Source organism: Myxococcus qinghaiensis, from assembly GCF_024198215.1.
In the GTDB taxonomy this organism is placed as follows: Bacteria; Myxococcota; Myxococcia; order Myxococcales; family Myxococcaceae; genus Myxococcus; species Myxococcus qinghaiensis.
In genome coordinates, this window is record NZ_JAKCFA010000012.1 from 260,589 (window position 1) to 286,275 (window position 25,687).

At 70.0% G+C, this 25,687-nt stretch carries 18 protein-coding genes; 6 read left to right on the forward strand and 12 right to left on the reverse strand.

All coding sequences use genetic code 11. The features are described from left to right. Positions 1-7 precede the first annotated feature (7 nt). The gene (locus tag LZ199_RS23855; RefSeq protein ID WP_253996038.1) at positions 8-466 is read left to right on the forward strand and encodes a VOC family protein; all 459 of its coding nucleotides are present in this window, start codon (positions 8-10) and stop codon (positions 464-466) included. Here the strand turns inward: LZ199_RS23855 and LZ199_RS23860 are convergent. From LZ199_RS23860 to LZ199_RS23885, 6 genes are all read right to left on the reverse strand, one after another. Further along, on the reverse strand, positions 451-2,031 hold the full coding sequence (locus LZ199_RS23860; RefSeq protein ID WP_253996039.1) for a hypothetical protein: 1,581 nt from the start codon (positions 2,029-2,031) through the stop codon (positions 451-453). The two genes, LZ199_RS23855 and LZ199_RS23860, sit on opposite strands and share 16 nt — an antisense overlap. A gap of 71 nt (positions 2,032-2,102) precedes the next feature. Further along, the gene (locus LZ199_RS23865; RefSeq protein ID WP_253996040.1) at positions 2,103-3,254 is read right to left on the reverse strand and encodes an SRPBCC family protein; all 1,152 of its coding nucleotides are present in this window, start codon (positions 3,252-3,254) and stop codon (positions 2,103-2,105) included. Between the two features lie 555 nt (positions 3,255-3,809). Beyond that, a complete protein-coding gene (locus LZ199_RS23870; protein ID WP_253996041.1) occupies positions 3,810-5,264 on the reverse strand; it encodes a tetratricopeptide repeat protein in 1,455 nt (484 codons plus the stop codon). Positions 5,265-5,412: 148 nt separating this feature from the next. Continuing rightward, positions 5,413-6,132 carry a head GIN domain-containing protein gene (locus tag LZ199_RS23875; RefSeq protein ID WP_253996042.1) on the reverse strand — a complete coding sequence of 240 codons (720 nt, stop codon included), beginning with the start codon at positions 6,130-6,132 and terminating at the stop codon, positions 5,413-5,415. Between the two features lie 90 nt (positions 6,133-6,222). Then, on the reverse strand, positions 6,223-8,829 hold the full coding sequence (locus LZ199_RS23880) for a serine/threonine-protein kinase (protein WP_253996043.1): 2,607 nt from the start codon (positions 8,827-8,829) through the stop codon (positions 6,223-6,225). Between the two features lie 105 nt (positions 8,830-8,934). Beyond that, a complete protein-coding gene (locus LZ199_RS23885; protein ID WP_253996044.1) occupies positions 8,935-9,333 on the reverse strand; it encodes a helix-turn-helix transcriptional regulator in 399 nt (132 codons plus the stop codon). Between the two features lie 318 nt (positions 9,334-9,651). Here LZ199_RS23885 and LZ199_RS23890 point away from each other — a divergent pair, with 318 nt between their 5' ends. Further along, a complete protein-coding gene (locus LZ199_RS23890; protein WP_253996045.1) occupies positions 9,652-11,550 on the forward strand; it encodes a ribonuclease R family protein in 1,899 nt (632 codons plus the stop codon). 6 nt (positions 11,551-11,556) lie between these two features. On the opposite strand, the gene LZ199_RS23895 is transcribed toward LZ199_RS23890, so the two are convergent. Then, positions 11,557-12,291, reverse strand: coding sequence for a hypothetical protein (locus tag LZ199_RS23895; RefSeq protein ID WP_253996046.1), 735 nt, complete (start codon positions 12,289-12,291; stop codon positions 11,557-11,559). Between the two features lie 87 nt (positions 12,292-12,378). Beyond that, positions 12,379-12,873 (reverse strand): YkgJ family cysteine cluster protein, encoded by a 495-nt coding sequence (locus LZ199_RS23900; RefSeq protein WP_253996047.1) that lies wholly within the window; start codon positions 12,871-12,873, stop codon positions 12,379-12,381. Between the two features lie 165 nt (positions 12,874-13,038). Between LZ199_RS23900 and LZ199_RS23905 the strand changes: the two genes are divergently transcribed. Beyond that, positions 13,039-14,604 carry a Kelch repeat-containing protein gene (locus tag LZ199_RS23905; protein ID WP_253996048.1) on the forward strand — a complete coding sequence of 522 codons (1,566 nt, stop codon included), beginning with the start codon at positions 13,039-13,041 and terminating at the stop codon, positions 14,602-14,604. Between the two features lie 183 nt (positions 14,605-14,787). Then, positions 14,788-16,836, forward strand: a complete 2,049-nt coding sequence (locus LZ199_RS23910) for a PilZ domain-containing protein (RefSeq protein ID WP_253996049.1) — start codon at positions 14,788-14,790, stop codon at positions 16,834-16,836. 137 nt (positions 16,837-16,973) lie between these two features. Here LZ199_RS23910 and LZ199_RS23915 read toward each other — a convergent pair whose 3' ends face one another. Together LZ199_RS23915 and LZ199_RS23920 are read right to left on the reverse strand one after the other, a co-directional pair. Next, positions 16,974-19,916, reverse strand: a complete 2,943-nt coding sequence (locus tag LZ199_RS23915; RefSeq protein WP_253996050.1) for a M36 family metallopeptidase — start codon at positions 19,914-19,916, stop codon at positions 16,974-16,976. Between the two features lie 482 nt (positions 19,917-20,398). Beyond that, complete coding sequence (locus LZ199_RS23920; RefSeq protein WP_253996051.1) at positions 20,399-21,382, reverse strand: NYN domain-containing protein; 984 nt, start codon at positions 21,380-21,382, stop codon at positions 20,399-20,401. A 303-nt stretch (positions 21,383-21,685) separates the two neighbouring features. On the opposite strand from LZ199_RS23920, the gene LZ199_RS23925 reads away from it, so the two are divergent. Then, positions 21,686-22,156, forward strand: coding sequence for a hypothetical protein (locus tag LZ199_RS23925; RefSeq protein WP_253996052.1), 471 nt, complete (start codon positions 21,686-21,688; stop codon positions 22,154-22,156). A 76-nt stretch (positions 22,157-22,232) separates the two neighbouring features. On the opposite strand, the gene fba is transcribed toward LZ199_RS23925, so the two are convergent. Both fba and LZ199_RS23935 read right to left on the reverse strand, forming a co-directional pair. Next, on the reverse strand, positions 22,233-23,327 hold the full coding sequence (fba, locus tag LZ199_RS23930; RefSeq protein ID WP_253996053.1) for a class II fructose-bisphosphate aldolase: 1,095 nt from the start codon (positions 23,325-23,327) through the stop codon (positions 22,233-22,235). A 114-nt stretch (positions 23,328-23,441) separates the two neighbouring features. After that, positions 23,442-24,218 (reverse strand): HAD family hydrolase, encoded by a 777-nt coding sequence (locus LZ199_RS23935; protein WP_253996054.1) that lies wholly within the window; start codon positions 24,216-24,218, stop codon positions 23,442-23,444. 144 nt (positions 24,219-24,362) lie between these two features. On the opposite strand from LZ199_RS23935, the gene LZ199_RS23940 reads away from it, so the two are divergent. Next, the gene (locus LZ199_RS23940) at positions 24,363-25,676 is read left to right on the forward strand and encodes an aspartate aminotransferase family protein (RefSeq protein WP_253996055.1); all 1,314 of its coding nucleotides are present in this window, start codon (positions 24,363-24,365) and stop codon (positions 25,674-25,676) included. Positions 25,677-25,687 lie beyond the last annotated feature (11 nt).

A 25,687-nucleotide genomic window follows, 5' to 3' on the forward strand; every position in this document is an offset into this window, starting at 1 on the left:
TGCCCCCATGAAGAAGATCACCCCGTTCCTGATGTTCAACAACCAGGCGGAAGAGGCGGCGAAGCTCTACACGTCGGTGTTCAAGAACTCGAAGATGGTCTCGGTGACCCGGGGCCCGGACGGCGCGGCCATGTCCGTCACCTTCGAGCTGGAAGGCGAGACGTTCCTGTCGTTCAACGGCGGCCCCCACTTCAAGTTCTCCGAGGGGATTTCGCTCTTCGTCGATTGCGAGACGCAGGCCGAGGTGGACGCGCTGTGGGAGCAGCTCGCCGCCGGTGGAGGAAAGCACAAGCAGTGCGGCTGGGTGGAGGACCGCTTCGGCGTGTCCTGGCAGATCATCCCCCGGACGCTGATGAAGCTGATGGCGGACAAGGACCCGGCGAAGGCCGGGCGGGTGGTGCAGGCGATGCTCGGGATGCGGAAAATCGACATCGCCGCGCTGGAGCGCGCCTACGCGGGCAACTGAGGCTCGCTGTGCTCATGAGGCACGGCGTCGACCTGGCGCCAGGCCTCGTAGTGGATGCGGGCCAGGGGGGCGCGACGCGACGCCGGCCCCCCGCCGCCGAAGGTCCCGATGATGTCCACGCGCTCCGTCGCATCCGATGCGGGGTGGATGCGGAACTCCACGCCGCGCCCGAAGGGCGGCAGCACCAGGCCGTGCCAGCGCAGCGTCCGGCCGCGCAGGCAGATGCCGCCATCCTCCAGGACCGACACGTCCAGCTCCAGGTCCAGGCCGTGCTCGACGAAGACCTCGTGGAGTCGGCCGTCGCGCAGGACGAAGTCGGAGTCGAACCGTCGCAGCACGCCGTCGCAGTACAGCTCCCGGACGAAGTGCATGGAGCCATCCACCCGGCGGAAGGTGAGGAAGCGCCCGGGGAAGGCACGTGCCCCGTGCTCGGAGAGCCCCTGGCCGGACAGTCGGGTGGCGACCCAGGCGAACAGCCGCGCCGTGCACGAGGAGAAGGTGACGCAGGCGCGCGCCCCCCACGCGCCCGGGTTGGCATAGAAGCGGATGACGCGTGGGTCCACGCGGCCCAGGTCCGGGCCCAGCACCGACGCGAGCAGGGGCCAGACATCCGAGGGCCGCGCGCGCTGGCCCCGGTGCACGGCCTTCACGCCGCGACGGTAGACACTGGCCGCCGTCCACGCGGTGACGAAGCTCGTGAGCAGCAACCACGCCGTGCGCCGCTCGTCGACCAGGCCCGCGTCATCGCGCCAGCGTGGCAGACACAACGCGCGCAGGGTGGAGAAGGCGTAGTGGCGCAGCAGGCTCCAGCTCGCGCTCACCATGCGCGACAGGGACAGCGCCAGGCCGTGGGCCATGGCCGTCTCACCCGGGACGGCCCCCGCGAGGGCGGGCTGGTCGAAGAGGCGCGCGCCGAGCGTCATCTCCACGTGCTGCACCAGCAGGCGCCACAGGGGCTCGTGTTCATGGGCGCGGGCTTCTTCGAGGAAGGCCGCCTCATGGCCCACCTCGCGAGACCGGGCCACGTCCCGCATGTGGGCTTCAATCCAGCGCTCGTCACGGACTTCGAGCGGGAGGTGTTCCTCGCAGGCGCGCGCGTAGGACGCCCACTCCCGAGTCCGGGGCAGGCCCCGCTCATCCACGGGCATGACGGCCGCGCCCAATCGCGCGAAGGGCTCCGACACACCCCAGAAGCGGCCGAGCGTCACCGCGCTCGCGGCCAGCACATGCACCCTGGCCATGCGGCACGGATGCGAGCGATAGAAGTCCGAGAGCAGAGCCAGCGAGCGGCGGCAGGCCCGGTGACGAAGCGCGAAGTCCCGCAGCTCTTCGGGAGGCGCCTGGGGCATGGCCGTCCGCGCCTCGTCGAGCTCCTCCGGGTGGAGCCGCGCCTCCGCGTGCACCTGGAGCAGGGCCTCCAATTGAGAGTCCCCGGGGTGGAGCTCTCCCGAATGCAGCAGGGCCTCCAACTGCGCATCCGCGAGCAGGGAAGCTTCCGAACGGAGCAAGGCCTCCAGTCGCGCATCCCCGCGCGGGAGTGCTGTCGTCGAGTCCGGCTGGGACACGGTGCTCTCCACGTGCGTTCCGAATCGAGTCCGACGCTGATGACCGGGATGAACCGCCACGGCGCCGTCGCTCATGACGACACCTCAACAAGTTCTCCACAGGGTTTTGAGGTGGGGGACGAACGCGCCGCGTCCGGTGCCGGAGTCCTGCCCAGCAGTCGCGCGAGGACGAACAGCCCGAAGCGCCAGCGCGAGCGGCCTCGTGCCGGAGCGAGCTCATCCCCCGCGCACCACTGCCGCAGCGTCTCGAAGCCCCACTCCGTGCCCAGCCTCATCACCGGACGGAACAGCAGCGCGTCGAGCACCTCCCCCACCACGCCGTACCGCGCGCGGTAGTCGAACACCGTCTTGAAGAACGTCCCCTGGGGCCTGCGCTCGTAGAGCCACACCCCACGGCCGCGGAGGATGAGGCTCCGCCAGTCCTCCGAGCCGAACTCGAACGTCGAGCGCACGTGCGGCGTGTTCGCCAGGTAGCGACCCCACCCGACGATTTCGAGCCCGAAGCCCAGGCGCGTCCGGTAGTCCATCAGGTGGAACCCCCGCTCGTCGGCCTCCGGCAGATAGCGGATGGACGTGAAGCGCACGTCCCACGCCGTGTGCAGCTCCGGGTCCTGCGTGCGCTCCCACACCACCTCGACGGGCGCGGGGATGAGCACCTCCACGACAATCCGTTGGAGCGACTGTTGTCCCAATGGAGTGGCCACGGGCCGCCGACGGAAGGCGAGCCACCGCGCCAGGTCCTTCACGAAGACGACCAGCGCCGTCACACCCATCACCGTCATCAGCGTGCGCAGCGCCACGGGCACCGCGGGTGGGTCCACGCGCAGGCCCGTGGGCAGGAGCCAGTCGCTCCACACCGCCTGGAAGGTGGCCATGAGGTACAGCCCCACCAGCACGCTCAACACCACGTGCATGAAGTACTCACCCCGGGGGACACCGCCCTGGAACGCCCGGCTGTCGCGCTCCTCCCAGACGTCCGCGAGCGCGACGAAGATGTCCGCGGCGTACAGCACCCCGAGCAACCCGAGCGCCCACCCCTGGAAGCGCACGTGCGGCACCCAGAGGAACTGGAGCGCGTAGATGAGGTGACGCGCGGTGTGCCAGAGCACCTCGCGCTGACACTCGGGACGCTCCTGGAGCCGGCCGCGCCAGAGGTGGAAGTAGAGGACATCGAAGGTCCCCAAGAGGCCGATGGCGAGCAGCAGGTAGAAGGGCACGTGCATGATGCACCGCCTCAGTGCAACGCCACGGCCAGCGCCTCCCGGGGATGCAAGCCTTTGAAGCGCCAGGGATTCAGCGGATTTGACGCAAGTCCCCGTCAACGGCGTGGACAGCCCTGACAACTCGCGTTGACGGTCCCCACTTCTCCACGAGTGCGTCATGCGCGGGCCAAAGCCAGCCCGGGCGCGCTGTCAATCGTTCCTGCTCGAATTTTTCCGGAAAGATTTCCAGGGCCTGCGGTGAATGCGACCCTCGAAAACCCAGCCTGACACGGCACACCCGGGGCCACTTACCCTGCGGGTGGACATGCACCGCGTACCCGATATTCTTCGGCCATCGTTGCGTTGAAAGACGTAGACGTGTTCCACGTTGCCCACGCGAGGCCCGCTCGGGATGCACCCCCTTGGTCCCGGCGCTTGTGTGGAAGGAGTGCGGTTGCCCGGACGACCTTGGAGGTCCGGCGTGCGGCGGCTTCGTTGCATCGTGGGGGGCCCGCTCGGGCCCCGGGGGGAAGCGCGTTCCCTGGGGCCCGAGTCACCTCGTCCGCTTCCCGCTGACTACGGCGCCGCTCGGGCCGCCGTGCCCGTGGGCGCCGCCGCCGCGAAGGCCTGCAGGTAGCGCAATTCGTCCCGAGTGCTCTCTTCCATCAGTTCTTCTGTCAGCGAGTTCAGCGGCCAGCGCTCCATCGCCGTCTGCTGGAATTGGGCGATGGTCTGCTCCAGCGCCTGGATTTGATTCAGCGCCAGCGTGCGGCCCGCGTCATCTCCCAGGTCTGTCGCACCGCCGCGCACCAGCTGCAGGCCCGTCATCCGCTCCACCATGGTGTTCTGCTTCACCATGCTCGCGCCGATGTCCCGGGTGATGCGGCCCAGGCGTTTGCGGCCCTCCTCGGAGAGCGCGCCTCGCGTCGCCACGTTGCGGGTGCGCAGAATCCACGTCCCACGCTCGTTGATGCCCCGCAGGGCGACCGCCATCGACAGCGCGCTGACATCCGGCACGCCTGCTTCCTTCAGGAGCTGGCGGGTAACCACGTAGCCGTCCCGGAACGACGTCTCCCGCCAGACGGGCAGCGCCGCCACGCGCTCCAGTGCGTCGATTTCCGCGGCGGTCAGCTCCGTGCCGGCCTCCGTGTCACCCAGCAACAGGAGCAACTGGAGCTGCATCGCGTTTGGGTGGGCCTTGGCCAGCGCCTCCAGCTTCTCACGGAACGTCTTGCGCGCCCGCTCGTGCTCGGACTCCGGCAGGGACTCGCCCCGCAGCGCGTCCCGCACGGCCAGGTAGAGGTCCGGGTTCTCCAGCCGGGGCACCTGCGCCAGCAGGAAGAGGGCCTTGTCCGTGTCCAGCCTGCGCGTGGAGAGCGCCAGCCGCAGCTTCACGTCGTCCGAGGGGGCCTTCTCCCACGCGGCCTTCTCCCAGTCCGACAGCGTGGGGTCCGGAGGCAGGGGCGTGGCGCCCGGCAACAGCTCGCTCTTGCGGAAGTCGGGGCGGCCCAGCTTCACCCAGGCCTCGCGGAAGCCCTGCTGCCAGGAGACACCCGGCGCGCGTCGCAGCTCGCGCAGCGTCTCCAACAGCTTCACCTCCAGGCTCCCCGGCTCCACGGCCTTGAGCTGCCCCAGCACCGTGGTGACCTCGGCGTCGTTGCCTTCCTCGAGCGCCAGACACGCGTGCACCAGCAGGGCGGGCGCGTGCTGGGGGGCCAGCATCAGCGCCTCACCGAGCGACTCGCGGGCCTTCTTCAAGTCCCCCGTGGCGGCGGCGCGCGCGGCGCGGTCCGTGTGGCGCAGCACCTCCATGGAGGCGGCGGGCTTCGCGGCGCGCGGCGCTTTCGACGGCTCGTCGGCGTGGGCGTGTTCCCCGGCCTCGTGCCCGTCATGGCTCGTCGCGCGGCCCGCCCGGAAGAACAGGGTGCCGCCGGCGGCGAGGGCCACCGCCAGCCCCACGCCACTCCACAGCGCTGCCCTGTTGCGTCCCGATGCGCCCTGCGAGGAAGGAGGAGGAATCGGGACCGTCATGGTGCGGCGTCTCCGGAGGTGGGGGGAGCCGCATTCCAATCGCCCCCGCGCACCGGAGCAAGGTGGCCCGAACCGACAAGGGTAGTGTCAGTCCCTACCCAGGGGGCTCCCTCCACGTCCGGTATGTCCCGGACACGTCACGGCGTGCTCAGTCCTTCAGGTAGACGACGCGGGTGCCGCCGCGCGCCTTCACCTCGGTGCGGGGCGGACGGGAGACGCACTGGACGGTGGTGCCGCCCGTGGCGTCCACGGACAGGCGCTCCGAGGGGTCCGCCTCCACGCGCACTCCGCCGCTGGCCTCGACGTCCAGGGACTTCACGCCCTTGAGCTCCATGGCCTTGACGACGGCGCCGCCGCTGGCCTCGACGTTCAGCTCCCGGGCACGGCCTTCCAGGTTGACGACGGCGCCGCCGCTGGCCTCGACTTCGACCTTGTCCGTGTCCATTCCGCGCACGGTGAGGGCCGCGCCGCCGCTGGCCTCCGCGGAGAAGTCGTCCGAGGCGGCGACCTCCGCCTCGATGTGACTGCCGCCGCTGGCCTCCACGCCCTCCAACTGGGGGCTGGAGACGTACAGGCGGACCTTGCCGCCGGAGAAGTTGTTGCCGAAGACGCCCTGGCGCTCGACTTCGGTGGTGAGCTGCCCGTCCTTCACCACCAGGCGCAGGCGGGAGAGCAGCTCCGCGGGGCCCTCGACGCGGACGGACTTGGGGCCGACCTTCACCTTGGCCTTGATGCCGTGGCCCACCGCCAGGCTGTCGAAGTCATCGACCTCGCGCGTCTCGCCCTTCTGGGCGTGTGAGTCCTCCGCGTAAGACACCCCCGCGAACATCAGCAGGGGGACGAGCAGGGACATCCGGGCGGTCTTCATGGCGCGCTCCCAAGGCAGGGGGCCTGGAAGAGGCCCCGTCATGGCGGGCTACGCACGGCGCTCCGAGCGATTGCCGCCCCTCGGGACAAACTACTGCCGGGACAGCATCTCCAGCGGAACTCGCACGGCGGTGGTGTCGCCAGGCTTGATATCGACCGACAGCTTGAGTGCCCTGCCGTCGTGGTCCACGAGCTTCAGCGTGTGCTTGCCCGAAGGAAGGCTCACCTTGAAGAGCGGGGTGTCACCCAGCGACTGGCTCCCCAGGTACACCTTGGCGTAGGGCTCCGTGACGAGGGTGAGGAAGCCCGGCTCTCCCGTGGGGGCCACCGGGCTGCTCTCGCTCGAGTCGGGCGTGACGCGGCGGCTGTTCCGGGTCGACTCCTTGGTGGTGCGCTTGACGGTGGTGCGCTTGACGGTGGTGCGCCCCGGCTTGTCCTCCACCTCGTCGATGGACGGGGCCGGCTCCGGTTCCGGCTCCGGCAGGGCATCCACCGTGTCGACCACCACTGGCGTCACCGGCGCCTGGGGCGGGACGTTCTTCTCCACGACGACGGGGGGAGTGCCGGGGCCCCTCCCCGTGTCGTCGGTGGGAGGCGCCTTGGCCTGCTCCTGAGGAGGCGTGGCGCGCGGCTTCGGAGGCACAATCGGCGTGGGCTGCGCCACCTCCGGGTCCTTCTTGTCGAGCCCCAGCATGGGCGCGGCCCAGGCGGACACGACGCCTCCATCGAGTCCCAGTCCGACGACTCCGGCGCCCACCGCGAAGAGGACGAGCACCCCGGCGAGGACCTTGCGCCAGACCTGGGACTTGGAGCGCACGACGGGGACGCCGCGCAGGGTGTGGACGTGGGAGTCCTCGTCGTCGTCATGGTGCTCGGGAGGACGACGGCTCTCCTGGAAGCCTCGGGAAGGCCTGGTGGTGACTTCGCCGTCGGGGAAGCCTCGGGAAGGCTTGGTGGTGGCTTCGCCGTCGGGAAAGCCTCGGGAAGGCCTGGCGGTGACTTCGCCGTCGGGGAAGGCGGCGGGGAGCTGGGGCTGCGGCCTGCGTCGAGCTGGTGCGCCGCGGCGGGAGGGGACACCCGCGTGGCTGCCGGGCTCCGCGGAGAGCGCGGGCACGCGGACCATGGCCGTCTCCTCGTTGCGAGCGGGCGGCGGCGGCGCGGCTGTCGCGGGGCGCGGGGTGTCCGTGGTGCGGCTGCGGGTAGGACGGACCTCGCTGCGGGGAGGAGGCTCCTCGGACACCGGCGCGGGGCGCGCGGAGGGCATCTGCGCGCGGACGGTGTTCTCGGAAGGAGGAAGCGCGGGCCGCCCCGGCTGGGTGCGGGCCATGTGCGGCGCATCCTGGGGAGGAGGCGGCGGGGACTCCGACGGCGGCGGGGGAGGACGCGCGGACTCCGAGGCGGCGCCTCGTCCCGCCAGGCGCTTGTGGGGCGGGGCCTGGAGCACGGCCTTGCGCGGCTCCGAGTCTGGAGGCGGCGGCGGGGGAGGCGTCGACGCCGGCTGCATGCTGGTGGCGCGCCGTGCCGAGGGCGGGGAGGGCGGCTTCGCGGCGGGCGAAGTCACCGTGGCGCGGCGAGGCGGCGGCTCCGGAGGGCCGGTCGTCGTGTTGACGGTGGGCGGCTCGGGCGCCTCCGGGGCGGGGGCCGGGGCCGCGTTCGAGCCGCCCATGGCGAGCATCGCCGCCACGCTCGTCTCGCCCGTGACGTCGCCGGAGGGGCCCGCCATGAGCAGCTGGCGCGTCTGCTCGCGGCGGTCGGCGAAGAGGCGGCGCATCACCTCGCTGCTCTGCTCGGGGTGCCAGATGAGGGGGCCCACCGCGCGCTCCAGGGCGCGGGCGAACTCCAGCGTGGAGGCGTAGCGGTCCTCTCGGCGCTTGGACAGCGCGCGCAGGACGATGGCGTCCAGCTCCGGCGGTATCTGCTTGTTGGCGCGGGAAGGCGGCGTGACGTCGCACTTCAGCACCGCGTTCATCATCGCCTCGGCCTGCTTCGCGTAGAACAACCGCATGCCGGTGAGCAACTCGTGCAGCACCACGCCCAGGCTGAACAGGTCGCTTCGCGCGTCCAGCGGCTCGCCCATGATCTGCTCGGGCGACATGTAGCCGCTGGTGCCCTTCACCATGCCCACCGCGGTGCGGCTGGCGCGCGCCAGGCTCTTGGCGATGCCGAAGTCCAACAGCTTGGTGACGCCCTCGTACGTCACCATGATGTTCTTCTCCGCCACGTCACGGTGGATGACGGGCGAAGGGTGGCCGAGCGGGTCCGTGAACGTGTGCGCGTAGTGCAGCGCCACGGCCGTGTCCCGCACCGCCATCAGGCTGAAGCCCATGGGGATGGGGTGGCTGGCCTGCCGGCACGCGCGCGCCACCTCCACCAGCGTGGCCCCCGGCACGAACTCCATGGCCAGGAACAGCTCCCCCTCCGCGATGTCCAGGTCGAACACCTGGGCGATGTGCGGGTGGTTGAACGCGGCCGTCACCTTGGCCTCGTCCAGGAACATCCGGATGAACTCTTCCTCGCCGCGGATGTCCGGCAGAATCTGCTTGAGAACCACCAACTTGCGGAATCCAGCCAGGCCCCGCTGGGACGCTAGGAAGATCTCCGCCATCCCGCCCGTGGATAGGCGGCTGAGAACCTCATACTTGCCCAGCGACCGGCCCTTGGAGGCATCCGGCGCGAGCGGCAGCGTCGTCCCACTCATCGGAAGGTGCTCAATCTACACCCTCACCTGGACGGACGCGAAAGTCAGGGTCGAAGAAAAGTCCACGAATATCGACATCTCTGACTTTGCCGTGAATTCACATTCTCAGTCCTCGGGAGAAGTGCGTCGCCGTGCGGGAGCCGCGGGGAGGGTGACGGCGAGGGCATTGAGGAGGCGCAAGTCCGCGCTGGAGAGGCCGCGGAGGTTCTTGCGGAGGTCGACGAGGGCGGGGGGCTCGGCGCGGGTGGGCTGGGGCGGGCGCTTGCGGCCGGGGGGCGTCTCGATGGTGGCGTCCAGCGCGAGCAGCGCGTGGGGGGGCACGCGGAGCACGGTGCACAGGCCCCGCAGGGTGTGGATGCTCGGGAGCATGTGGCCGCGCTCCAGGCGGGCATACACCTCGCGGGCCACGCCGAGCCGCTCGGCGACGGCGGCCTGGGTCAGTCCCAGACTCCTTCGGGCCGTGCGCGCGGACATGCCCAGGTGGACTCCAAGCTCGGTCTTCATTCGGTGCCCGTCGGGAAAAAGGGCCACCCTACTCCGCGCTCGTCTCGGGACGCACCCTCCGTGAAGAGAGTCTCGCGTGACGCATGTGTGACGGAGGTGTACCTGTGACGCCGTGGATGCGGGCCGGGGCGTCAGGAGCCCCTCGCGCGCTTCGTCCAGCGGGGCGTTCGCTGACTTCACGCGGTCCCTGGCGAGCACAGGCCACTCACTCGAGTCGGCCCCGGGACTGCCCCCTTTCACTTCACATTCCGCGCGTCCCTCCTGCCCGTCCCTCGGTGGACCTGGGCTAAGACGCGCTCCCAAGGTTCCCAAGATTCCATGGACACTTCTGTTTCTCCCCGCGCTGTCACCGGTCGTATCGACGTCCACCCCCGGGGCTTCGGCTTCCTCACCGTGCAGGCTCCCGGCACCCAAGAGGTGCTGTCCGCCTTCATTCCTCCCCCGGACCTCAACCCGCTGCTGGCTGGCGACATCGTCACCGGCACCGTGACGGCGGGCTCGGACGGGCGCTGGACGGCCAGCGGGCTGACGCTGGTGGAGCGACCCCGCACCCGCGTCTACGGCGAAGTCGTCGCCCGCAAGGGAGCGTTCTTCCTGCGCATCGACCGCGAGGTGGGCAACGCGGACTGGGCGCTCGACCCGGGCACCACGCGTGTCCAGCACGGTGACGCCGTGGTGGCGAGCATCCACGAGGGCAAGCTCACGCTGCTCTACAAGGTGGAGCCCGGGGAGGACCGCTCGCTGGAGCGCATCATCGCCCGGCATGCGCTGAACAAGGACTTCTCCCCTGAGGCGCTGGAGGACGCGCGAGTCGCCCGCGAGGTGCCGCACGAGGTGGGCGCGCGGCGGGACTTGCGCGAGGTGCCGACGGTGACGGTGGATGCGCCGTCCACGCGAGACATCGACGACGCGATTTCCGTGCTGCTCGCGGGGCCGGATGGAGCGCTGCGGCTCTTGGTATCCATCGCCGACGTGAGCGAGTTCGTGAAGGAAGGCACCGCGCTGGATGCGCAGGCGCGTGAGCGCGCCACCAGTGTGTACATGGCGGGGCGCGTGCTTCCCATGCTGCCGGAGGCGCTGTCCTCGGACTGGCTGAGCCTGGTGCCGGGCAAGGAGCGCCGCTGCCTCACGGTGGAGCTGCGCATCGACCCGCAGGGACGGGTGACGGCGGCGGACGTGTACGAGAGCGTCATCCGCTCCTGGGCGCGGCTGAACTACGACGAAGTCGCGGCCTTCCTGGACAAGGGCGAGGTGTCCGCGCCGATGGAGCCGGTGCGGGACGTCATGCCGTGGTTCCGGCTGGCGGCGGCCCGACTGGCGGTGGCGCGTGGCGCTCGCGGCGGCATGGAGTTCGCGCGAGATGAAGCGCGGTTCACCTTCGACGCGGCGACGGGCGAAGTCTCCGGCCTGGTGAGCGAGCAGCCCACGTCCGCGCACGGGATGATTGAGCGCTTCATGGTGGCGGCGAACGAGGCCATCGCCACGTGGATGTTGGTGCGCGGCCTGCCGGGCGTGTTCCGCGTGCACGAGCAGCCGGACCCGCTGCGCGTGGCGGACCTGAATGCCTTCGCGGAGCACTCGGGCTTCGCGGCGGGCTTCGGGCGCGAATTGACGCCGCTGGCGCTGTCGGCGTTCGACCGGCAAATCGTGGGCGCGGCGGCGGAGCCCGCGCTGCGCTCGGTGTTGCGGCGCTCGCTGGGCCCGTCGCGCTACACGGTGAAGCCGGGGCCGCACTTCGGACTCGCGGCGCCGCTGTACCTGCACTTCACGTCGCCCATCCGCCGGTACGCGGACCTGGCGGTGCACCGCACGTTGAAGGGCTACCTGCAGGGACGCCGCGACTACCTGGACGAGGACCCGGCGATGGAGACGCTGGCGGTGCATATCAACGCGCGAGCCCGCGCCGCGAGTCGCGCCGAGGCGGACCGGCACCACGTGCTGGAGGCGCGGTGGCTGGCGGGCCACGTGGGCAAGCAGTTCTCCGCGCGCATCGTCCGGGTGCGGCCCTTCGGCCTGGTGGCGCAGCTGGACGGCATGCTGGTGGAGGGGATGTTGCCGGCGGAGGGACTGCCGGGAGGAGGCCCCTTCCGTCCGGATGCGCGCGAGCTGTCGCTCGTGGGCAAGGAGCGGACCTTCACCGTGGGCATGCCGGTGAAGGTGAAGGTGGCCTCCACGGACGAGCAGCTGGGCCGGGTGGAGCTGGCCCTCGTCGAATAGGCGCGACTACCCGGCGACGGTGAGGCCCTCTGTCTTGGCCAGCAGCGTGTCCTGGCTCACCCAGCCGAGCAGCCCGGTGGAGGACTTCACCAGGTAGACGTAGGACATGAAGCGTCCGCCCTGCACGGGGACGGGCGCGGCGGCGAGCACGAGAATCTTCGAGGCCGCGGCGAGGGTGGCGACGGGCTTCTTGTCGGTGCGGGAGTATGTGACTGGGAAGCTCTCGCGCACGGTGGCTTCCTGGCCCACGTAGAACAGTTCTTGTGGCACCGGGCCGAGCTTGCCGGCCTTGGCATCCAGGGCGAACTTGTCGCGCCGGTTCCAGAATGTCTCCCAGGTGTCGGAGAGGATGATGCCGTTGCCCTTCACCTCGGTGAGGGCGTGGACGCGGCCCAGCTCCTTCAGGCTCTTTCCATCGAAGGCATAGACGAGGGTGAGCCGGTCGCTGTCCGTCATGCCCATGTGCACGGCGACCTCCTTGCGCTTGTCCGCGCTGTCGATGTCGATGATGGAGAGGCCGTGGACCTCCGAGTCCGTCTTGCCTCGCAGCGTGGCGGGGCCGGCGGTGAGGACGAACTCCGCGTCACCGTCCTTCCACTTCACCGCGATGGCCTCCGGCTTGCCGTCGCCGTTCAGGTCGGCGGAGGCGGACTGCGTGGGGAGCTCGTCACCGGCCAGGGCCAGCGGAGCGCCCAGCAGCGCGAAGGTCGTCACGGCGAGAGCGGGGAGCTGCGTCTTCATGGAAGGAGACCTCGTGGGGGCGCGGAAGCGGACGGAGGTCGCATCGTATCCACGCGGACCCGTGAGGTACCTGGATTCCCACGGACGTCAGCCGCGTCGGCCGAAGCGTCCCCGGAAGTGTTTGTCGAGGTAGTACTCGGCGCTCGCGTAGGCGTCCTGGGCCTTGGAGGACAGGGGTTGTTCGGGATGGGCCTTCGCGGCGCGGCGGGCGCGCTGCATCACCGCGCGAGGCTCGCCCGGAGTCGGGGGAGGCAGCTCGCGGGCGATGGCGTCCACCCATGCGTGGGCCTGGTCCACGATGCCGAGCGCCTCGTCGAGCGTGACTTCCTTCTCCGACAGCGCGGCGAAGAGCTGACAGTGGTAACGGCGGCAGCTCGCGGGGCGGTCCGAGTAGACGGTGCACGTGCGCCCATCCAGCGCGGAGCAGTGCTGCGCGAGCGCGGGCACGCCGTCCTCGCGCCGGTCGACGGGCACGCCGCGCCGCTCCAGGGCCTGGGCTTCCTCGGGCTGGAGCGAGACGTGGGTGAAGAGGGTTCCGTCGCAGCACATGCCGCAGCGCAGGCAGAGGGTGGACAGGGGCATGGGGCCTCGGAACGGGAAGGAATCCCTCCACTAACCCGCCGCGCGCCGGTGTTCCATCACGGCGAGCCGGGGAAGGCGCGCACGCTCCCTCGTTCCCTGCATGGGCGACACGCTTCTCGCGAGGGGGCCCTCGCTCGCGCGCCGGGCTGCACTACAGTGCGTCCCATGCGTGCCGCGTTTCGAGTCCTGACGCTCGCTCTGCTGTCGACGCTGCTCGCGTGCGAGAAGACGCCTGGTGGTGTCCACGTAGTGGTAGATGGGCCGCTGACGCCCGGCGTGGACTTCGACCGCCTGTCCGTCATCGCCTCCCTCCCCGACGGCACCCCGCTCGCCGCGTCCACGCTGGAGGGCGCGGAGCTCCGCCTCCCCGCCACCTTCAACTTCGAGTCCGGCCCCGCCACACCAGAGGGCACCCGCGTCTCCGTGCGTGCCACCGCCGAGCGCGCCGGCGTCATCCAATCCACCGCCTCCGGTGAAGCCGCTCTCAGCGCGGGCTCCGGCGCCAGGCTTTCCCTCACCCTGCGCGCCATCCCCGAGCAGCCGGACGCGGGCCCTCCCGTGGAGTCCTGCGACAACGGCGTGGACGACGACGGTGACGGGCTCGGCGACTGCGCGGACCCCGACTGCGTCGGCGCCAGTTGTCAGCCCGGTGGGCTAGTCTGTGCGAACAGCGTCTGCGCCTGTCCCGGTGGAATCACCGGCGTCATCTCCGAGCGCCCAGGCTTCGCGCGTCGCTCGGACCCTCTGGTCGTCGCGCCCTCCACCGGCCCCCTTGCCGGAGCGCTGGTGATGGTGGGCGGCCGCGATGACTCGGGCAAACCCGTCTCCACCGTGGAGATCTTCTTCCCCGCCAACGGCCGCTTCCTGGAGAGCGACCTCACCGTCCCCCGCGCCGAGGCCTCCGCGCTGGTGCTGGAAGATGGTCAGGTGGTGGTGCTCGGCGGCGTGCGCGAGGAAGACGCATTCGAGTCGAGCGGCGAGTGGCTCGACGCCGACGGCGGTACCACTCGCATTCCCTTCACTCCACCGCTGGGCCTGCGTGGCTCGCTCGCGGGTCGGCTTGAAGCGGAGGGGGTGATCGCCGGAGGAACCATCTCCATGGGCGTCACCCGACCCGCGACGGACACCGCGCTCCGCATGACGCTTCGCGGTGAGGACGCGGGCTCCTGGGAGCTGCTGGGCCGGCTGTCCTTGAGATGTCCCGCTGGAGGCGCGGTGCTGGGAGACGCCTTCGTGCTCGCGGGGAGCTGCGCGAGCGTCCCTTCCTCCGAGCGGACGGACGTCGTGGCGCCACCGGGGCTGCTCGGCGCGGGGCCGCTCCTGCCCACCTCACTGACCTCGCCCGCGGTGGTGGAGCTGAAGTCGGGACGGGCGCTGATTCTCGGCGGACGAGAAGCCGGCATCGTCCCGTCCTCGCGCGCATTCCTCCTGGAGCGGAATGCCGGGGTGGTCCGGGTGCGGGAGCTCACTTCCATGGACGTACCTCGCGGCGCGCCGCGCGCGGTTCGAGCAGTCAACGGTTGGGTGTACGTCGAGGACAGGGAAGGGGCGGCTGCCGCATGGTTCGACCCGGCCTCGGAGCGCTTCACTCCCGCCGCCTCTCTGTCGACACCCCGACGCGGACATGCCCTGGTGGGAGGTGTCGACGGACGGATTTATGTCGTGGGTGGAAGCAGACCCGACGCCGGTTCAGACGGTCTGTCATGGTTCATCGAGCCGCGGTGCCCTTGAGTCCCAGGGGTGTCGCGCGTTGGATGTGGTTCCGCCACGCCTGTACTTGAGAACAAGTTTCCAGACTCTTGAGAGTGCCCAGGCTATATGAACCCCGGTTCACCCTGGTGGTACGCATACCGGGGGACTGCTTCCTTTCGCCCGACGTCGTACAATCGTCTCCATTCACACAACGGAGCTGGCATGCAGGCGGACACACGGGACGGGACGCGCGGCCGGGAGTCGGTGCTCGGCTACCGGGTGGGGACGGAGCTGACCGCGGTGGCTTCGTTCGGCCACGGGAACAGCGACACGGCGGGCCGGCTGATTCAGCTCTCGCTGGAGCACCTGACGCTGAGCCTGGATTCGAACGCGATGCCGCGTCCGGGACAGGCCGCCTCGGTGGTGCTGGGCCAGGGCGAGCGCTGGGCGACGTCGCTGGACGCGGAGGTCATGGAGGTGCGCGGCGGAAAGCCGGAGGTCAGCCTCCGCTTCGTGTCGCCGCCGCTGGACGCGGGCCGTCGCATCGTCACGGTGCTGGAGGCGCTGCGCGACAACGGCCTGTTGCTGCCGCCGGAGACGCGGCCCGTCTGGAAGGAGCGCATCGACCGCAAGGAGCGCGTCGCGCGCATCTGTGAGGCGCTCGCGGGTCGTCAGGCGCGCGGCATGGCGCGCACGCTGGATGGCCAGAAGGTCGCCGTGACGGCGGTCTCCTTCGACGCGCTCCAGGACCGCATGGGCTGGCGCTTCGACGGGCCCATGCCTCGCGGCCCCTTCGTGGTGGAGGCCTTCGGCTACAGCAGCGTGGTGCACCTGGAGGTGACGGAGGCGCGCGAGGAGGACGGCTGGGTGGTGATACCGGTGCCCTCCGAGCTGGTGCGCTACCGCCACCGCTGGCTGCGTCGCGCGCCGCCGAGCAGCGCGTGCACGCTGTCCTTCAACCACCCCATGTGGCCGCAGGTGCACGTGAAGCGGCCCGTGCTGGACTTGTCCTACGAGGGCCTGGCCTTCATGACCGAGCCGGGCGAGGACCTCCTGTACCCGGGCCTGCGTCAGCCGGTGCTCGAGGTCGCCATGGAGGGACTGGCGCCGGTGCGGCTGCGCGCGGAGGTGCGCAACATCTCCGGCACGGCGGCGGGGCGTCGGTGCGGCATGTCCGTGCGTCCGCTGGACGCGGAGGGTGCCCGGGCGTGGCGCGCGCTGGTGGAGGCGCAGATGCACCCGTCCACCCGCGTGGAGGGCGACTGGGGCGACGCGACGTGGAAGCTCTTCCAGGGCTCCGGCTACTTCGGTCTGCCGGGCAAGTCGGCGGATGACTTCACGGACGAGCGCCCCTGGTTCGACGCCACGCAGGAGCGACTGGAGGGCCGCACGCGGCTGGGCTACCGGGTGGTGCGCCCGTCGGGTGACTCGCTGGAGGCCACGCTGTCCGTGGTGAAGCCGTACGAGGGCACGTGGATGGCGCACCAGCTGGCGCGTCAGGCCGTGCCCGGTCAGCGCTCCTCGGCGCGCGAGGCGCTGCGCGACATCTACCTGCGCGGCTACGAGCCCACGCAGGTGGACCCGGACGTGAAGTGGTTCATCGCCTTCTGCGAGGCGAACGTGCGCTGGGTGCGCTTCACCAAGTTCGACTTCGCCAGCTGGTACGAGCACACCGGCCAGGCGTCCCTCACGCCCTTCCGGCTGATGGAGGCGGAGGTGGACCGCCAGTGGGAGGTGCCCGAGGACGTCGAAGTCGGGGTGCCCACCGAGGCCGAGCGCGCGCGCTTCTTCCAGGAAGTGGAGCGCACCCGCCCTGTCGCCTACCGCGAGGCGCTCGATTTGGTGGAGGAGCGCTTCGACCTGTCGCGCGCGAGGACGAAGTGGGGCGAGGCGGGCCTGGGCCGTGAGCGCGAACTGCGCGTGGCCCGCGTCGACGGCCGCGCGGTGGCGCTGGCGGTGCTGGAGTCGGCGCAGCCGGGCCTCAACCTCTTCAACGTGCTGGACGGCGTGCGCCTGTTCCCGCTGGTGGATGACGCGCTGCCGGAGGCGCAGCGGGCCATGCTGGCGCTGCTGGCGCACGCGGCGGAGTGGTACCGGCCGCGCGGTCGCCGCGTCTTCGTCCACTACGTGGAGTCCACCTGCGTGGAGTACGTCGAGCGCGCCGCCCTGGCCGACCTGGGCGAGGGCAAGCTGTGGGTCATCTCCTCCGCGCTGCTGCCGGAGTTCCTGGAGCACCTGTGCGAGGCGACCACGCCCCGCGCGGCGTCCTGAGCGAGCCGCCTCCGAGCCCTCCGAGCTGGGGGGCCGACGAACCCGCTGGCCGTGACTGCGGCCAGCGGACATGAAGAGGCCGGGTGGCCCCAGCGGCTCCACCCGGCCTCATTCATTTCAGGCGACTGGCGAGCGGCTTACTGCTTCGCCACGCGCAGGTAGTACGTCACGCCGCCGATATCGCGGGTCTTCCCATCGGCGGACGGGTCCTCCAGCACGGCCGCGAAGTTGTACTGCTGGAAGGCCTCCGTCTGCTTGCCGGTGAACTGGTCGTCCTTGAACTCCAGGCCGACGTTGAACTCCTGCAGCGGCTGCAGGGGAATCTGGAACATCGCGCGGGTCGGGTCGGCGACGCGGAACTGCGTCTCGCCCACGCGCTCGATGCCCTCGGCCTTGCCGCCGGCGGCCTGCCACAGCGCCGTCAGCTCCTGGCCCAGGTCCACGAGGATGGTGCCGCGCGAGGTGAACGGGCGCTGCGCGTCCGACGTCAGCTCGCGGAAGCGCACGTTGAACATGCGTCCCTCGCGCAGCGTGTTGCGCAGGATGAAGGTGGCGTTGGAGAAGCCGAACGGCACCATGTTCACCACGTTGGTGTTGCGCCAGATGATGTTGTTGTTCTGGCGGGTGTTGTAGTCCGGGTTGCCAATCTCCACCGTCGTCATCGGGTCCGCCGGGGTGACGAGCCGCGCCAGCAGGCAGTAGTGGCCCTGGAAGGGCGGGTTCCACTGCACGACGATTTCGTCATCCGCGCCGCCGGCCAGGTACACCAGCGTCGTCTGGCCAATCTCCGTCCAGCCCGCCGGCCACGAGGTGCTGGTGGCCGCGTTGGTGCCGTACAGCTTCACGACGACGTTGTGCGCGTCCACCGCGCTGCGGTTGCGAACCTTCACGTGCACGTAGTTCGTCTGGCCGAACTCCGGGTTCTCGTGCGGGCCGGGGGTGGGCGAGTTGCGGACCCAGATGTCCTCGCTCTCCCACATGCCGTTGCCCGCGGTGGCCGCGTCCGGCTCGTTGCCGGTGTCCCACGGCTTGTCCTTGCCCCACACGTCCGTGCGGCAGGCGGTGGGCACCGCGAAGCCGTTGGTGGGCGAGGTGCTGTTGGAGGTGCCGGACACCGCGTCGGTGCCCAGGCCGAAGGCGGCGAACGCCGTCCACAGCCGGCAGACGTCCTCACCGCTGTGCAGCGTCGTCGCCGCGGCGATGATGCCGTCACGCACCTGGGTGAACGTCGGGCTGCAGGGCGTGTTCTTCAGGCCCTCCGTGAAGTACAGCATCATGCGCTGGTTACCGGCGGTGCCCGTGGCGTTGTAGAGGTTGGTGCTGAACCCCCAGCGGTCCACCAGCGCCCAGTACGCCTCCCACGCCGCCTGGGCGAACACGGAGCCCACGCCGTGGGGAACGGCCATGCCGTTGATGCTGGCGTACGTCCAGTTGTTCACCAACTGGCTGGTGCTGTAGCGCTGCGCGCGGATGCCCAGGCCCGTCGTCGGCTGGCCCAGCGCGTACGTGCCCATGCCCCGGCCCTGGGGGCCGGTGTCCGTGGCGCGCGCGGTGTAGACGAGCGACAGGAAGTCGCTGATGCCCTCGCCCGGCGCCTGGTTGTTGTTGAGGCAGGAGACGTTGCTGGGGCCGCCGACCAGGCGGTTGGAGATGCCGTGGCCGGCCTCGTGGACGATGATGCCGCTGTCCAAGTCACCGTCGCGGTTGGGCACGGTGGTGGTCCACCGGTACATCTGCATGCGCGGACGCTGGCCGTCCGGCGGCGTGAGGAAGTTGGCGTTGTTGGTGCTGGTGCCGTCCTGCGCCTCGGCGCGCACGTCGTCGTTGCCCAGGCCGCCGTTGCCGTAGTTGTTGACCTGGAAGTTGCCGCCGGCCTCGTCGAAGCCGTACTGGTACTGGATGTCGTGGATGATGTTGTTCCAGTAGAACAGGTTGGTGACGGCCGCCGGGATGTACGTGCCGGGGGCGTTGGCCAGGTTCAGCGGGAAGCTGCAGATGATGGACGGGCCGCAGTCAGGCTCCGTGAGGGGCGGCAGGTTGTTGGCGTCCGCGTCATCGTAGGCGTGGACGTTGTTGCCGCGGTGGATGGTGAACTCGGGGCCGGTGATGCCGTCCGTGTCATGCCAGCCGAAGGGGGAGGCCGTCGCGTTGGCGGGGTTGAGCACGCTCACCCGCAGGCCGTGGTTGGGGCTCTCCACCGGGCGCATGTAGACGGAGTAGGCATCCGAGGCGACCCAGTCGAAGCGCGTCCACACCTCGCCCGTCGTCGCGTCCACCGTCATGTCATAGACGTGCTCCTGGTCCGGCGTGTGGACCTGGAAGTTCCACACCAGCCGGGCGTCGCCCTGGTTGACGGGGAGCAGCGCGAGCTGCGCGTCGATGGGCGCGGAGGAGATGCCGGACTGCTCCACGCGGGTGCGCTGGCGGGGGCCGGCCTCCTTCTCCAACTCGCGGGGGGCGGTGAGCGACTTCAGGCCCAGGTGGCGCGCGGCCCCGGAGACGGCGGCGGCGGCGCCCAGGCGGGGCTGGGTGCTGGTGACGGCGCGGGCCAGCGAGGGCAGGAAGTCGCTGTGCACGCTGAGCACGCGGCCTTCGCTGTCCACGTTGATTTGGAGCTGGCCGTTGTAGAGCGGCAGGCCCTGGTGCGTCTGGCGCAGGTACAGGTGGGTGACACCGCTCTGCCGCGAGTAGACGCGGTCGGTGACCTCCAGGTTCGCCAGGTCCGTCAGCTCCAGGCCGAGCAGCTCCCGCTGCGCCTGGACGAAGGAGAGGCCCACGGCGAGGGCGTCACCGCTGCTGCGGCCGGACAGCGCGCCCACCGGGTTGACGATGGAACGGACCAGGCCCGTGGTGGCGTCGTGCTCAACGCGGAGCTCCGGCACGCTGCGGCGCAGCGCCGCCACCTTGTCCTGCTGCAGCGCGCTCACGCCCTTCTTCAGGCCGAGGTTGTGGGAGATGCGGGCATCGTGGTTGCGCGCGTCGCTCGTGTTCTGCGTGGCGGCGAGGGCGGTGGGAGCGCTCAAGGCTCCCATCAGCACCAGCGCCTGGGTGAGGCGGCGGCGGAAATGACCCTGTGACATTTGGACTCCTGCTCTGCGGTGAGGCCGGTGGGGGATGAAGAACCGGCTGCCCCGCACAGAGCAGTGGACGTGCCAACTGCGTCCTCGATGTCTTTCAGGCAAGACTTGAAAACAGTGTAGCGCCCCCCGTTACATTCGAAGGGCGCCCGTGGCGATACATGTCACAACTCACTTCTGTGACATTCAGCGCGATGTCTCAGAATTCTTCATGCCCGTGAAGAACTCCTGCTCGACTGAAATCAATCAATCCCGCGTGAGGGTGGGGAAGACCCAGTCTGGGTCTGCATTTGCTCCAGGCGCTTCCGGAGCAGCGACACGCCGTGTTTCAACACGCGGTAGACGACGACGCCTGGACAACCCCAGACATCGTCCGCCCGTGTGTTCTACCGGGATGCGCTCTGAGCGCTCACCACGGGCTCTCGCCTCCCCGAGGTCTGACTCAGGGGAGGCGAAAGCGGGAGCCAAGCCGCGACGACTGACGACTACAGCCCGTCGTCCTCTTCGGGGTCCGGGTAGGACTCGAGCTCGTCTTCAGACTCTTCGGTGTTGCGGCCCCGGCCCTGCTTCTTGCCCTTGCCCTCGGACTTGGCCTCGCTGCCACCCGCGAGGTCCGCATCCGGGCCCACGACGTACCACTGGCGGCCCTGCTGGATGCGGCGCAGTACGCCTTCCGTCTCCAGCGCGGCGAGCAGCTTGGCGAACGTGGGGAAGCCGTGCTCGCGCTCGTCGAAGTCCGGCTCCTTGCGGACGATGGTCTCCTTGATGAGCGAGGGATTGACCGGGCCGGTGGCGCGGGCAATCAGGTTCTGCACCACCTCGCGGGCAATCTCCGGAACCTCCGTCTTGGAGTCGCGCTTGCCACCCGACGGTGCGGCCTCCTTCGCCTCGGCCTTGCCGGCCTTGCCCGGCGCGTCGCGGCCATGGCGGCCCCGCTTGCCGTGCCCCACTTCCTCGGTGACGTGGCGACCCTTGTCCTTGTCGCCCTTCTCCGAGCGCTGACGCGTGGTGCGCAGGTAGATGAACTCGTCGCACGCGTTGACGAAGAGGGGAGAGGTGGACTCCTTCACCGCCAGCCCGATGACGGTGCGGCCGTTCTCACGCAGCTTGTAGGCGAGCGGACAGAAGTCGCTGTCGCCGGAGGCGATGACGAAGGTGTCGATGCTCTCCCGCGCGTAGCACAGCTCCAGGGAGTCGATGACCAGGCGCATGTCCGCGCCGTTCTTCCCCGCGCGCGTGGAGGGGGGCACGTCGATGAGCTCCACGCCGAAGCGGTGGAGGCCCATCTTCGCTTCGTTGAAGCGGGACCAGTCACAGTAGGCGCGGCGGAAGACGACCTTCCCCTTCTCCAGCAGCCGGTCGAGCGAGGGCTGGAGGTCGAAGTTGGAGGCGCTGATGCCGGTGTTGGTGACGAGGTTCTCGAAGTCGAGAAAAAGGGCGATGCGGTGTTCGTTGGTGCGACCGTTCACGTGCGGCCTCTGCGATAGGCGCCGGTGTCCGGCGCGATAAGGCGCCGGTGTGCGGCGCGGATGGAGCCCTGGCGCTTTTCCTCCGTCCGGAGGGCGCCCGCCGGGCCCTGCGGGTGCACCCTAGCCTGTTCCAGACGCCCTGGGGCGGTGGCGTTCGTCGGCTGAACACTCGGTGCCAGCGGTGGCCTGTCCTTCCGGGAGGTGGCCGGGGCGCGGTCCAGGCGTGAGCGTCACGTCGTGGCCTACCTTCGAAGGAGACGGGTCCAAGGACCCCCAGCCGGAGTACGAGTCATGACACGAAGAATGATGTCCCGCGGATGGAAGCGAATCGCCTGGGTGGCCCCGGCGCTGGCCGCGCTGCTGGCCCCCACCGTCGGCCTGGCGGAGCCCCCCAACGGGAACACCCTGGAGCAGCAGCGCCTGGAGCGCGACCTGGACACGACCGGCAACCTCGCCGGCTTCGTGCCTCCGCTGAACCTGGGCGGCATGATTGGCGCCGACGTCACGCCCACCCAGGGCATGGTCCGCATCGTCCAGGGGCCCGACGTGGAGCTGACGCCGGACCCCAAGCGCACCCAGGTGATAGAGGGCGACGTGGTGGCGCTGGAGGGCAGCGTGCTCTACGTCCAGCCCGACGAGGGAGCGGTGGTGCCCCTGAGCCTGGAGGCGCTCAGGCTGAAGCAGACGCCCAAGGAGGGCCGCCGCGTGGTGGCCGACTTCCAGGTGGAGAACGAGACGCAGAACATGGCGACCGCGCTGGCGGGAGAGAAGTGAGCTGGCGCCGCCTCCTGAAACGACTCGGGGGAGCCGCCACCCGGCGGGCCTCCCCCGAAACCTCCGACCCGACGCGCTACTTCTTCTTGGCGCCGACGACGGTGTCGGGGCGCGCGTTGTCGCCGAACTTGCCCGCGGTGTAGTCGCGCGCCATCTGCTCCAGCGTGACGTGCGGCACCTTCTTCGCGTGGCCCGCCTGACCGAACTGCTTCATGCGCTCCTCGCAGATGGCCTGCATGGCCGCGCGCGCGGGCGTCAGGTAGTAGCGCGGGTCGAACTCCTCCGGCTTGGCGAAGAAGGCCTTGCGGATGGCGCCGGTGATGGCGAGCCGGTTGTCGGTGTCGACGTTGATTTTGCGCACACCCGCGCGGATGCCGCGCTGAATCTCCTCCACCGGCACGCCGTAGGTCTCCTTGATGCGACCGCCGTTGGCGTTGATGATGTCGCACAGCTCCTTGGGCACGGAGCTGGAGCCGTGCATCACCAGGTGGCAGTTGGGAATCTTCTTGTGGATCTCCTCGATGCGGCTCATGGCGAGCACGTCGCCGCTGGGCTTGCGGGAGAACTTGTAGGCGCCGTGGCTGGTGCCCATGGCGACGGCGAGCGCGTCGATGCCCGTGCGGTTGACGAAGTCCACCGCCTGGTCCGGGTCCGTGAGGAGCTGGTCCAGGGTGAGCTTGCCCTCGGCGCCGTGGCCGTCTTCCTTCTCGCCCATGCCGTGCTCCAGCGAGCCCAGCACGCCCAGCTCACCTTCCACCGACACGCCGAAGCGGTGCGCCACGTTGACGACTTCGCGCGTGACGGCGACGTTGTACTCGTAGCTGGAGGGCGTCTTGCCGTCGTCCTCCAGCGAGCCGTCCATCATCACGCTGGTGAAGCCCATGCGGATGGCGCTGATGCAGGTCTCCGGCGAGTTGCCGTGGTCCTGGTGCATGACCACCGGAATCTCCGGGTAGAGCTCCACCGCGGCCTGCATCAGGTTCCGCAGGAACAAGTCGTTGGTGTACTTCCGCGCCCCGCGCGACGCCTGGATGATGGCCGGGCTCTGGGTGGCGCGAGCGGCCTCCATGATGGCCTGGATCTGCTCCATGTTGTTGACGTTGAGCGCGGCGACCCCGAAGTTGTTGGCGGCGGCGTAGTCGAGCAGGGGACGCAGGGCGATGAGCGGCATGACTGTGTCTCTCCGTGGCGGTTGTTTCGAGAAAGTGAAGGCGCCTCCAGTTAGCACGGACGCGCCCGAGGGCGCCGCCAAAAGCTCTCCGGGCGCGTTCCCCAGCCGACGCTGTCAGCGGGTGGGCACCGGGTGCAATTGGACCAGCGGGGGCAGGCGGTCCGCGCGCTCCAGCAGGCGGGGCTTGGGACGCACCGCGACAGGCACCCGGGACTCGGTGAGCAGCTCCAAATCGAACACGTTGTCCCCGAAGGCGGCATACAGGGGCCGCTCGGTGCGCGCTCTCAGACACGTCACCTTCCCGGGGCCGTAGGGGATGGGGGCGATGACGTCCGGCAGCACCGTGCCGCCCGAGGACTGGGGGGTGCTGGCGATGACGTGCTCGGAGGGGATGCCCACCACGCGGGCCGCGGCCTCCACGACGGCGAGCGGCGAGGCGCTCACCACGTAACAGGGGATGTCCTGCTCGCGGGCCCAGTCCACCACGCGGCGGACCTCCGGGTGGACGCGCTCGGCCACGCCGTGTGACTCCACCACGCCGCGAGCGAAGGCGCGCAGCTCCTCCACGCCCCAGCCGGCGAACAGCCACGTCGCCATCTCGCAGATGTCGTGCTCGGCGATGCGGCCGGCCTGGAAGGCGGTGAACAGCCGGCGGGCCAGCGTGCTGTTGCTGCCCTCCACCTCCAGGCCGTGCGAGGCGGCCACCCGCTCCATGCGGGGCCGGGCCTCGTCGCGCACGGCGTCGCGTCCCGTCACGGCCATGAACAGGTCGTCGCCGACGTCACCGCTCCACAGCGTGCCGTCTCCGTCGAACGCCAGGAGGCCCCCCGGCGCGGCCTGCGCCTCGCGAGCGATGCGCTCCAGCGTCTGCTCCACGTGCTCCATCTTCATGGCGAGACATCCTGGCCGGATGGCTTCGCGCGGCCAACCCCCGATGATTCACCGAAGGAATTTTCGAAGCTCCGTTCACTCTCCAGCAGCACGGGGATTTGAAACGTCCAAGGGGGGACGTTTCACGCCGTTGGGGGAACACGCTTGTCCAATCTCAACCTGAAGGTCCTCTCTGGGGAGGGGCCGGATGTACGAGAGGGTGCGTCCGAAGTCGCGTCAGCGGGGGCTCGCTCGTCCGGGGAGTTCGTGCGGGGGCGGGGCATCCGGTTGATCCGCGAGGATGGCACGGCCTTCCTCGACGCGGCCTCCGGCACCTTCAACGTCCCTCTGGGTTACGACCACCCGGAGGTGACGGACGCGGTGATGGAGCAGCTGCGGCGCATGGCGCACGCCAGCTCCTCGCTGATGGCGGGGCAGGCGAAGCAGGTGCTCTCGGAGCTGCTCGCGCATGCGCCCGCGCACCTGACGGCCGGGTGGATGCGAGACATCACCGGCTCCACCGCCAACGAGTGCGCGGTGCAGGTGGCGCAGAAGGCCACGGGGAAGACGGACATCCTCAGCCTCTTCCTCTCGCACCATGGACAGACGCAGTTCACCACGGCGATTTCGGGCAATGCGTTTCGTCGCAAGGGCTTCCCGGAGTCGGTGTCACCGCACTCGGTGAAGGTGCCGGCGCCGTACTGCTACCGCTGCTTCTACAAGGCGAAGTACCCCGGCTGCGGGATGCTGTGCGTGGAGCGCATCAGCGACTTCGTCGAGTACGCGAGCAGCGGCTCGGTGGCGTGCATGCTGGTGGAGCCCGTGCTGGGCAACGGCGGCAACGTCGTGCCTCCGCCGGGTTACTTCCAGGCGCTCAACAAGCTGTGTGAGGAGAAGGGCATCCTCCTCATCGCGGACGAGGTGCAGACGGGCATGGGGCGCACCGGGCACCTGTTTGCCTCGGAGGCGCTCGGCTTCAAGCCCAACATCGTCACGCTGGCCAAGGGCCTGGGCGGCATCGGCATCCCCGTGGCGGCGGTGTTGTTCGAAGGCGCGCTGGATGTGATGGAGAGCCACGAGCACTCCTTCACCTCGGGGTGCAACCCGCTGGCGCTCACCGCGGCGTCCGCGACGCTGAAGGCGATGACGTCCGGCCACCTGCTGGCCACCGTGCGACGCAACGGAATCGTGTTGGGAGAGCTGCTGAACCAGCTCGCCACGAAGTTCCCGTGTATCGGTGACGTGCGGGGCCTTGGATACATGTGGGGCCTGGAGATTGTGCGTCCGGATGGCTCGCCCGACGTGGAGAAGACGCTGGCGCTCATCCGTGTCGCGGGGGAGCGGCACCAGCTGGTGCTGCGGGGCTCCCGCTACAGCTTCGGCAACGTGGTGAAGGTGCGGCCTCCGCTCATCGCGACGCAGGACGACCTGGAAGAAATCGTCGCGCGGCTGTCTCGCGCACTCGCGGACGTGGGCTGAGTCGGGGACTC

What these genes read in the sequence shown, in the direction of transcription:
- LZ199_RS23900 (WP_253996047.1), bottom strand. Translation starts at nt 12,873, where the DNA reads ATGCCCCTGTCCACCCTCTGCCTGCGCTGCGGCATGTGCTGCGACGGA.
- LZ199_RS23925 (WP_253996052.1), top strand. Translation starts at nt 21,686, where the DNA reads ATGATGTCCCGCGGATGGAAGCGAATCGCCTGGGTGGCCCCGGCGCTG.
- LZ199_RS23865 (WP_253996040.1), bottom strand. Translation starts at nt 3,254, where the DNA reads ATGCACGTGCCCTTCTACCTGCTGCTCGCCATCGGCCTCTTGGGGACC.
- LZ199_RS23915 (WP_253996050.1), bottom strand. Translation starts at nt 19,916, where the DNA reads ATGTCACAGGGTCATTTCCGCCGCCGCCTCACCCAGGCGCTGGTGCTG.
- LZ199_RS23880 (WP_253996043.1), bottom strand. Translation starts at nt 8,829, where the DNA reads ATGAGTGGGACGACGCTGCCGCTCGCGCCGGATGCCTCCAAGGGCCGG.
- LZ199_RS23870 (WP_253996041.1), bottom strand. Translation starts at nt 5,264, where the DNA reads ATGACGGTCCCGATTCCTCCTCCTTCCTCGCAGGGCGCATCGGGACGC.
- LZ199_RS23855 (WP_253996038.1), top strand. Translation starts at nt 8, where the DNA reads ATGAAGAAGATCACCCCGTTCCTGATGTTCAACAACCAGGCGGAAGAG.
- fba (WP_253996053.1), bottom strand. Translation starts at nt 23,327, where the DNA reads ATGCCGCTCATCGCCCTGCGTCCCCTGCTCGACTACGCCGCCGCCAAC.
- LZ199_RS23895 (WP_253996046.1), bottom strand. Translation starts at nt 12,291, where the DNA reads ATGAAGACGCAGCTCCCCGCTCTCGCCGTGACGACCTTCGCGCTGCTG.
- LZ199_RS23885 (WP_253996044.1), bottom strand. Translation starts at nt 9,333, where the DNA reads ATGAAGACCGAGCTTGGAGTCCACCTGGGCATGTCCGCGCGCACGGCC.
- LZ199_RS23935 (WP_253996054.1), bottom strand. Translation starts at nt 24,218, where the DNA reads ATGAAGATGGAGCACGTGGAGCAGACGCTGGAGCGCATCGCTCGCGAG.
- LZ199_RS23910 (WP_253996049.1), top strand. Translation starts at nt 14,788, where the DNA reads ATGCAGGCGGACACACGGGACGGGACGCGCGGCCGGGAGTCGGTGCTC.
- LZ199_RS23905 (WP_253996048.1), top strand. Translation starts at nt 13,039, where the DNA reads ATGCGTGCCGCGTTTCGAGTCCTGACGCTCGCTCTGCTGTCGACGCTG.
- LZ199_RS23890 (WP_253996045.1), top strand. Translation starts at nt 9,652, where the DNA reads ATGGACACTTCTGTTTCTCCCCGCGCTGTCACCGGTCGTATCGACGTC.
- LZ199_RS23875 (WP_253996042.1), bottom strand. Translation starts at nt 6,132, where the DNA reads ATGAAGACCGCCCGGATGTCCCTGCTCGTCCCCCTGCTGATGTTCGCG.